The organism is Halobacterium sp. CBA1126 (assembly GCF_009741975.1).
In the GTDB taxonomy this organism is placed as follows: Archaea; Halobacteriota; Halobacteria; order Halobacteriales; family Halobacteriaceae; genus Halobacterium.
Window position 1 is genome coordinate 1 of the sequence record NZ_WPCF01000119.1, and the last position, 7,013, is coordinate 7,013.

Consider the following 7,013-nt stretch of genomic DNA (forward strand, 5'->3'; position numbering starts at 1 on the left):
GCTCGCGGACGCGCTCGGCGTCGACCGGCCGACCCGCATCGAGGGGTTCGACGTGAGCCACGCGCAGGGAAAGTCCGTCGTCGGCAGCGACGTCTGTTTCGTGGACGGCAGCGCGGAGAAACCCGACTACCGCCGGAAGAAGCTCTCCGAGGAGAACGACGACTACGCGAACATGTACCGGCTGGTCAAGTGGCGCGCCGACCGCGCCGTCGAAGGCAGGGACGACCGCCCGGACCCCGACCTGTTGCTCATCGACGGCGGCGAGGGCCAGCTGGACGCGGCGCGCGAAGCGCTCGCGGACGCCGGCTGGGACGTGCCCGTGGTCGCGCTGGCGAAAGACGAGGAGCTCGTGGTGACCGCCGACCGGACGTACGACTGGGACGACGACGCGCCGCAGTTGCACGTCCTCCAGCGCGTGCGCGACGAGGCCCACCGGTTCGCGGTCGCGTACCACCAGACGCTCCGCGACGACGTGGGGACGGCGCTCGACGGCGTGGACGGCGTCGGCCCGGAGCTCCGCAAGCGCCTGCTGCGGCGGTTCGGCAGCGTCGAGGGCGTCCGCGAGGCGTCGGTCGAAGACCTCCGGGACGTGGAGGGCGTCGGCGAGGCGACCGCCGAGACCATCGCGAACCGTTTGTAGCGAACCATCGCGAACGTCCATGACATTTATTGGCACGGGAGGAGTATGTCCGCCTGTAATGAGCTACGACGGTGGACGTCGAGGGCGCATCGACGACGAGAACGACCGCGCCAGCGACGAGACGGTCCCGACGGGGCCGCTCCGGGCCGTCGTCGCGCGACTCCGGCGCCACGTGCGGGAGTGGCCGAGCCGGTACGTCGAACAGCAGGCGCGGGTGTACGAGCGGTAGCTACGACTCGATGCGGACGGTCATCACCGGTGCGGGCGACGTCCGCACGACTTTCTCCGCGACGCTCCCGACGAGGTAGTGGTCGAGCCCGGTGCGACCGTGCGTCCCCATGACCACCACGTCGACGGCCGCGTCCTCCACGTAGTCGACGATGGCGTCGTGGGGGATTCCCTCGACGACGGCGCGCTCGACGGCCACGTCCTCGGGGAGGGCGGCGACGGTCTCCTCGGCGGCGCGCTCCGCGCGCTCGCGCTCGCCTTCCGCCCACGCGTCGGCGGCGAGCCCCGCGCTCGGCGTCTCGAAGCGGTTGCGCTCGTCGGCGACCGCGAGCACGTGGACGGTCGCGTCGTAGGCCCGCGCGAGAGCCGCGGCGTGCTCGGCCGCCGCCGCGGTGCCGTCGCTGCCGTCGGTCGGGAGGAGGACGTCGTCGTACATCTCAGAACCCCCCGACGGCCATTAGGAACAGCGCCGTCGCGATGACCGCGAACAGGGCGCCGACGCCCTTCTTGATGGTGTCCGTGTCCAGCGCGGCGGAGACGTACGGCGCGATCTGGCCGCCGAGCGCCGCCGCCGGCGCCGTCCAGACGACCATGTTCCACGGGGTCGTCGCGAGGTTCATCGAGTGGCCGCCGACGAGGCCGCCGCCGAAGATGTGGACGACGGACGCGATGATGGCGGTCGTGGCGACGACGATGTGGTTCGTGCCGATGGCGATCCGCACCGGAATCTTCGTGGACAGCATCGAGATGATGCCGAGTTCGCCGATGCCGAAGCCGGCCAGCCCCTGGAAGGTGCCGCCGACGCTGTAGTTCCCGAACCGCCGGAGGTAGCCCGAGCGGTCGTACTCGTAGGTCTCGCCGTCGCGGTCGACGCGCGTCACGGCGCCCTCGTCGTCGGTGCGGACGCCCGCCGGCCCGAGCTTGTCGGCGTCGTTCGGGAGCGCGCCGCCGTCCGCGGCGGTCGTCGAGCTCTCCTCGCCGTGGTCCGCGTCGTCGCCGTGGCCGAGGTCGGCCCTGAACAGGAGGTAGGACGCCGCCAGCAGCGCGACGCCGAGCAGGCCGTGGAAGACCGGCTCCGGGATGAAAAACGAGAGCAGCGCGCCGGCGACGACGAACGGCAGGCCGCCGAGCACCAGCGACAGCGCGAGCTTCCGGTCGACGAGCCCGTACTGGACGAACGCGACCGAGGAGCTGGAGAGGCCGAAGGACTCGCTGATGAGCCCGATTTTCACGAGCGTCTCCGCCTCCAGCGGCGCGGCGAACAGCGGGTAGACGAAGATGAGGAACGGCACGAAGATGGCCGACCCGCTGATGCCGACGGTGTTCACGATGGTCGCGCCGGCGAGGAACGCGGGGAACAGCCACCAGTAGTTCGTCCAGTAGCCCGGCGCGGGGTCGCTGGGGGCCATCGGTCCGAAGTAGACGAACGAGACGAACAGGACGGGCGCGAAGAAGACGAAGACGTGCTGGTACTTGAGGAACGTCTTGGTCGCGCGCGCAGTCGAGGAGCCGCCGGCGTCGGCCACGTCAGCTCGCACCTCGTTTCGGCGGCTGAATCGGGTGACCGGGCGACGAGCGACCGAGCGCGTCTGCGGAGTACATGATTGCCCGGCTTAACCGGCCGCCGACTGAAAAGCGTTGACTTCCACGAGAGAAGTTCCGGGGTGAACGGGCGTCAGACGCGCGTCTGTGGATAGTTCGCAGACGACAAGCGCGTGGCGTCGCGGCCTACCACTCGCCGGGCTCGGGCGCGACGCCCTCCTCGGCGTCGTCGCCGCCGTCTAAGTCGTACTCCTCGCGGAGTTCGCGGATGCGGTCGCGGATGTCCGCCGCGAGCTCGAACTCGAGGTTGTTCGCGGCCGCCTCCATGCGCTCCTCGAGATCCTCGACGAGGACGGCGGCCTCCTGCTCGTCGCTCGGGCCGTCGCCCGCGACGTCCGAGGTGTCGGTCTCCGCGCCGGGGAGGTTCATCTCGCTGACCTCCTTGTCGATGGTCGTCGGCGTCGTGCCGTGCTCCTCGTTGTACTCGCGCTGGATGCGGCGGCGGCGCTGGGTCTCCTCGATGGCGTCCCGCATCGCGTCGGTTCGCTCGTCGGCGTACAGCACCACCTCGCCGTTGACGTTGCGGGCGGCTCGCCCCATCGTCTGCACGAGGCTGGTCTCCGAGCGCAGGAACCCCTCCTGGTCGGCGTCGAGGATGGCGACCAGCGACACCTCGGGGATGTCCAGCCCCTCCCGGAGGAGGTTGATGCCGACGAGCACGTCGAACTCGCCGAGGCGGAGCCCGCGCACGAGCTCGTGGCGCTCGAGCGTGTCCGTCTCGTCGTGCATGTACTCGACGGCGACCCCGGACTCCTCGAGGTACTCCGTGAGGTCCTCGGCCATGCGCTTCGTGAGCGTCGTCACGAGCACGCGCTCGTCGTTCGCCACGCGCTCGTCGATGCGGTCCATCAGGTCCTCCACCTGCCCGGTGGCGTCCGCCACCGAAATCTCGGGGTCGACGAGGTGCGTCGGGCGCACGATCTGCTCGACGACCTGCTCGGAGTGCTCGCGCTCGTAGTCGCCCGGCGTCGCGGAGACGTACAGCGTCCGGTCGGTCTTCTCCTCGAACTCCTCGAAGGTCAGCGGGCGGTTGTCGTACGCCGTCGGCAGCCGGAAGCCGTTCTCCACGAGGCTGTCTTTCCGGGACTTGTCGCCCGCGTACTGGCCCTTGATCTGGGGGACGGTGCGGTGGGACTCGTCGATGACCGTCAGGAAGTCGTCGGGGAAGTAATCGAGGAGGGTGTAGGGGGCGTCCCCGGGCTCGCGGTCGGAGAGGTACACCGAGTAGTTCTCGATGCCCGAACAGTAGCCCGCCTCGGCCATCATCTCGAGGTCGAAGGTGGTGCGCTCCTCGATGCGCTGGGCGGCGACCATGTCGCCGTCGCGCTCGAAGTGCCGCACGCGCTCGTGCATGTCCGCGCGAATCTCCTCGATGGCGTCCTCCATCTCGTCCTCGGGCACCGAGTAGTGCTCCGCCGGGTGGAAGAGGACCGCCGGCTCCTCGCTCTCGACGGTGCCCTCGAGCGGGTCTAGTTTCGCCATCCGGTCGACCTCGTCGCCCCAGAACTCCACGCGCACGGGGTAGCGGCCGTACATCGGGAACACCTCCACGGTGTCCCCGCGGACGCGGAACGTCCCCTGCGTGAAGTCCACGTCGTTGCGCTCGTAGTTCAGGTCCACGAGCCGGCTCAGCAGCTCGTCGCGCTCGATCTCCTGGCCGGTCTCGAGGCGGAGGCTCATCTCCTCGTAGTTCCGCGGGTCGCCCAGCCCGTAGATGGCCGAAACGGAGGCGACCACGATGACGTCGTCCCGCGTGAGCAGCGAGCGCGTCGCGGAGTGCCGCAGCCGGTCGATCTCGTCGTTGATGGAGGCGTCCTTCTCGATGTACTTGTCCGTCTGCTCGACGTACGCCTCCGGCTGGTAGTAGTCGTAGTAGGAGACGAAGTACTCCACGGCGTTGTCCGGGAAGAGGTTCCGCAGCTCCTCGTAGAGCTGGGCGGCGAGCGTCTTGTTGTGCGCGATGACCAGCGTCGGCTGCTGGAGCTCCTCGACCACCCACGAGACGGTGTTGGTCTTCCCGGAGCCGGTCACCCCGAGCAGGGTCTGCTTCTCCGCGCCGTCCTCGTACCCCTCGACCAGTTGCTCGATGGCCTTCGGCTGGTCGCCCGCGGGGTCGAACGGCGCGTCCACGCGGAACGGCTTCTCGGCCTCGGGTCGGTCCGGCTGGAGTGGACCGCTGGCGTCGCTCATTATCCGACAGTAGGCGTGGAGGCACTTCAGCAGCGCGCCCGAGCGCAGGGACCGCGCGAGCAAATCGCAGTCGTCGCGGCCGAACGCCGACACCAGACACTTGGCGTCGCCGGCCGAACCGCCGACGATGCCCTCCAGACGCGACGTGTTGAGAACCGCCGGCCTCGGCGCCGCGGGCGTCCTCGCTGGCGTCACGGCGCGCTACGGCGCGTGGTCCCCCGCACCGCTGGACGCCCCGGATGGGACGTGGCTGCAACCGCGCTACGACCGCGGGAACACGGCCCACAACCCCCACGCGGCGCCGCCGACCGCGAATCCGGAGCGCGTCCGGACGTACGACGTCGCGGGGACGGTGAACGCGCTGGCGGTCGGCGTCGGCTCCGTGTACGCCGGCACCGACCACGCCGTCTACGCGTTCGAGCACGGGGACGCGGACGCGAGCTGGGACCGGGCCGCCAGCGGGTTCCGCGTGGCGGTCGGCCCCGACGTGGTCCTCGCGGTCGGACGCGCGACGATTACCGCGTTCGCGGCGTCGAACGGCGCGGTACAGTGGCGCCGCGACGCCGACCGCCGGGTGTACGGCGTGCTCGTCGACGAGCGAACGGCGTACGTCGGCGTCGGAGACCGCCTCGACGCGTACGCGCTCGACAGCGGCCGCCGCCGGTGGAGCGTGAGCGCCGACGCGGGAGCGTACCCCGCGTTCGACGGCGACCGCCTGCTCGCGGGCGCGTCGAACCTCACCGCGTACGAGCCGCGGGGCGCACTCCGCGGCGTGCTCGCGGACGCACCGACGCGCGCCTGGACCGCCCACGACGTGTTCGGGCCGACGAGACCGGTCGTCGCCGGCGACCACGTCCTCGCGGGAGAGACCACCTGCTACCTATCGGAGACGTGCGGCCTGAACGTGGTCGCGCCGGCCGGCACCCGCGAGGAGTACGTCGAACTCGGGAACAGCGCGGGCAGCGTGGCCAGCGACGGCGAGCGCGCGTACGTCGTCTCGCTGCACTACGGCGACGGCGAGAACGGCTACAACGTCCCGGACGCGTCGACGCTACACGCGCTCGACGCCGACACCGCCGAGGAGCGCTGGTCGTTCCGGCGCCCCGGCTGGTTCTGCCCGCCGGTCGTCGCCGACGGCACCGTCTACGTCGCAGAGAGCGGGAGCACGCACGGCGACGGGAACGTGTACGCGCTCGACGCCGAGGCGGGCGAACGGCGGTGGACGTACCGCGAGTCCGACGGCGCCGTCGTCCTCGTCGCCGCCCGAGACGCCCTGTACGTCGGCACCGAGGGCGGCGTCCTCGAACTCCGGTAGTCGGCCCCAACGCTTTCGCCGCGACGGGACGAATCTGCGCCCATGAGCGAGGACACCGGCGACGAACTCCGCTCGGCCGTCGAGTGCCTGCGCGACGCCGAAGAACTCGTCGAGGACGACGACGTCGCGGACCAGCTGTACGCGGAAGCCGAGTCCCTCGAAGCGCTCTCCACTCGCGACGACGCCCCCGACGAGCGCCGGCTCTCCGGCCACCGGCAGACGCTCCGCGAACACCACCAGCGCGTCGGCGAGGACGCCCGCGACCGCGTCGCCAGCGCGCTCGACCACGTCGTCAGCGTCGAAGACGCGGTCGGCGAAGGGAGCGACCGGCGGTAGCCGCGACCGCCCACCTATTTCCCGGTCCGCGCCGATGACTCGCGCATGGTACGCGAAGACCTGCGCGCGGCGAGCGACCACCTCCGAGCGGCCGCCGTCGCCGCCGCGGACGCCGACCACGAACAGCGCCTCTACGACCAGTCCGACGCCCTCGCCGAGCTCGCGACCGCCGACGACGGCCCCGACCACGGCCGCCTCGCGCGCATCACGCACACCCTCGACGACCTCGCCGACGCGGTCAACGACGACGACGCCCGCGAGAGCATCGCCGACGCCAAAGCCAGCGTCGAGGCCTACCGCGAGACCGTCGACGGCGTCTGAAGACCACTTTTTACGCTGTCACGGAAAGAGCGCTGTGCGCTCTTTCCAGATGACGAGAGACGGCTCAGGCGTCTCTCGAACCACGTGAGGGACGCGTAGCGCCCCTCACTCGGAAAATTTGGTGAAAAAGCACTCCTCCCTCACTTCGCTTCACTCCGTTCGGTCGTCGGCCCGCGAGCCTACGGCTCGCGGCGAACGGCTCGCTCGGGTTCTCCGAACCACTCGCTCGCCGATGCTCCTCAGCTATTGAGTTATTCAGTTGTCAAGCGACCGGCGACCGAGCGGGCCGGAGGCCCCGGAAGGTCGCCGGTTCACCGAGCGCGAGCGCAGTGAGCGCTCGGGCCGACGACTGACTAACGCGAGCGAAGCGAGCGGCAGGAA

8 protein-coding genes are annotated in these 7,013 nt (G+C 70.5%); 5 read left to right on the plus strand and 3 right to left on the minus strand.

Translation table 11 applies throughout. The features are described from left to right. A partial coding sequence (locus tag GJ634_RS13155; protein WP_231737043.1) for a helix-hairpin-helix domain-containing protein occupies positions 1 to 640 on the plus strand: 640 nt, incomplete at its 5' end. Positions 641 to 698: 58 nt separating this feature from the next. Continuing rightward, positions 699 to 869 carry a hypothetical protein gene (locus tag GJ634_RS13160; protein ID WP_157503335.1) on the plus strand — a complete coding sequence of 57 codons (171 nt, stop codon included), beginning with the start codon at positions 699 to 701 and terminating at the stop codon, positions 867 to 869. Here the strand turns inward: GJ634_RS13160 and GJ634_RS13165 are convergent, their stop codons facing one another. The 3 genes from GJ634_RS13165 to uvrB form a co-directional block, all read right to left on the minus strand. Continuing rightward, positions 870 to 1,304 carry a universal stress protein gene (locus GJ634_RS13165; RefSeq protein ID WP_157503337.1) on the minus strand — a complete coding sequence of 145 codons (435 nt, stop codon included), beginning with the start codon at positions 1,302 to 1,304 and terminating at the stop codon, positions 870 to 872. 1 nt (position 1,305) lies between these two features. Then, entirely contained in the window at positions 1,306 to 2,394 is a 1,089-nt protein-coding gene (locus tag GJ634_RS13170; RefSeq protein WP_331714178.1) for a sulfite exporter TauE/SafE family protein, read from the minus strand. Positions 2,395 to 2,596: 202 nt separating this feature from the next. Next, positions 2,597 to 4,660, minus strand: coding sequence for an excinuclease ABC subunit UvrB (gene uvrB, locus GJ634_RS13175; RefSeq protein WP_157503339.1), 2,064 nt, complete (start codon positions 4,658 to 4,660; stop codon positions 2,597 to 2,599). 127 nt (positions 4,661 to 4,787) lie between these two features. Between uvrB and GJ634_RS13180 the strand changes: the two genes are divergently transcribed. The 3 genes from GJ634_RS13180 to GJ634_RS13190 are packed head-to-tail and all read left to right on the plus strand — an operon-like array spanning position 4,788 to position 6,632. After that, positions 4,788 to 5,975, plus strand: a complete 1,188-nt coding sequence (locus tag GJ634_RS13180; RefSeq protein ID WP_157503340.1) for a PQQ-binding-like beta-propeller repeat protein — start codon at positions 4,788 to 4,790, stop codon at positions 5,973 to 5,975. Positions 5,976 to 6,017: 42 nt separating this feature from the next. Then, complete coding sequence (locus GJ634_RS13185) at positions 6,018 to 6,311, plus strand: hypothetical protein (protein ID WP_157503341.1); 294 nt, start codon at positions 6,018 to 6,020, stop codon at positions 6,309 to 6,311. 45 nt (positions 6,312 to 6,356) lie between these two features. Beyond that, complete coding sequence (locus tag GJ634_RS13190) at positions 6,357 to 6,632, plus strand: hypothetical protein (protein ID WP_157503342.1); 276 nt, start codon at positions 6,357 to 6,359, stop codon at positions 6,630 to 6,632. The last annotated feature ends 381 nt before the right edge of the window (positions 6,633 to 7,013 follow it).

What these genes read in the sequence shown, in the direction of transcription:
- GJ634_RS13160 (WP_157503335.1), top strand. Translation starts at nt 699, where the DNA reads ATGAGCTACGACGGTGGACGTCGAGGGCGCATCGACGACGAGAACGAC.
- GJ634_RS13165 (WP_157503337.1), bottom strand. Translation starts at nt 1,304, where the DNA reads ATGTACGACGACGTCCTCCTCCCGACCGACGGCAGCGACGGCACCGCG.
- uvrB (WP_157503339.1), bottom strand. Translation starts at nt 4,660, where the DNA reads ATGAGCGACGCCAGCGGTCCACTCCAGCCGGACCGACCCGAGGCCGAG.
- GJ634_RS13180 (WP_157503340.1), top strand. Translation starts at nt 4,788, where the DNA reads ATGCCCTCCAGACGCGACGTGTTGAGAACCGCCGGCCTCGGCGCCGCG.
- GJ634_RS13185 (WP_157503341.1), top strand. Translation starts at nt 6,018, where the DNA reads ATGAGCGAGGACACCGGCGACGAACTCCGCTCGGCCGTCGAGTGCCTG.
- GJ634_RS13190 (WP_157503342.1), top strand. Translation starts at nt 6,357, where the DNA reads ATGGTACGCGAAGACCTGCGCGCGGCGAGCGACCACCTCCGAGCGGCC.